Source organism: Micrococcus sp. GbtcB5, assembly GCF_019091605.1.
GTDB lineage: Bacteria > Actinomycetota > Actinomycetes > Actinomycetales > Micrococcaceae > Micrococcus > Micrococcus luteus.
On the sequence record NZ_JAGXJK010000384.1, the window covers coordinates 1 to 242 of the forward strand.

Here is a 242-nt window from a genome sequence, read left to right on the forward strand (position 1 = left end):
GGCCGTCCCCGGGCCGCCAGGGACGCAGCACGATCCCCCCGTCGGCGGCCGCGGCGGAGTCGCACAGCGCGCCGCCGCCGTCGTGCCCCGCGGCCCCGCCCGCTCCCGTCACGTCCCCGCTCACTTGACCAGGCGCTCCAGCAGGTAGGACTGCACCTGGGACGGCGCCACGCGCTCCTGGGCCATGGTGTCCCGCTCGCGGAAGGACACGGCCTGGTCCTCGAGGGAGACGAAGTCGACGG

General features: G+C 76.9%; 1 protein-coding gene. It reads right to left on the reverse strand.

Going from position 1 to position 242, the window contains the following annotated elements; translation table 11 throughout:
- Window positions 1-120: 120 nt before the first annotated feature.
- The coding region (locus KVS67_RS14460) for a His/Gly/Thr/Pro-type tRNA ligase C-terminal domain-containing protein (RefSeq protein ID WP_368669074.1) at window positions 121-242 on the reverse strand (122 nt) is incomplete at its 5' end.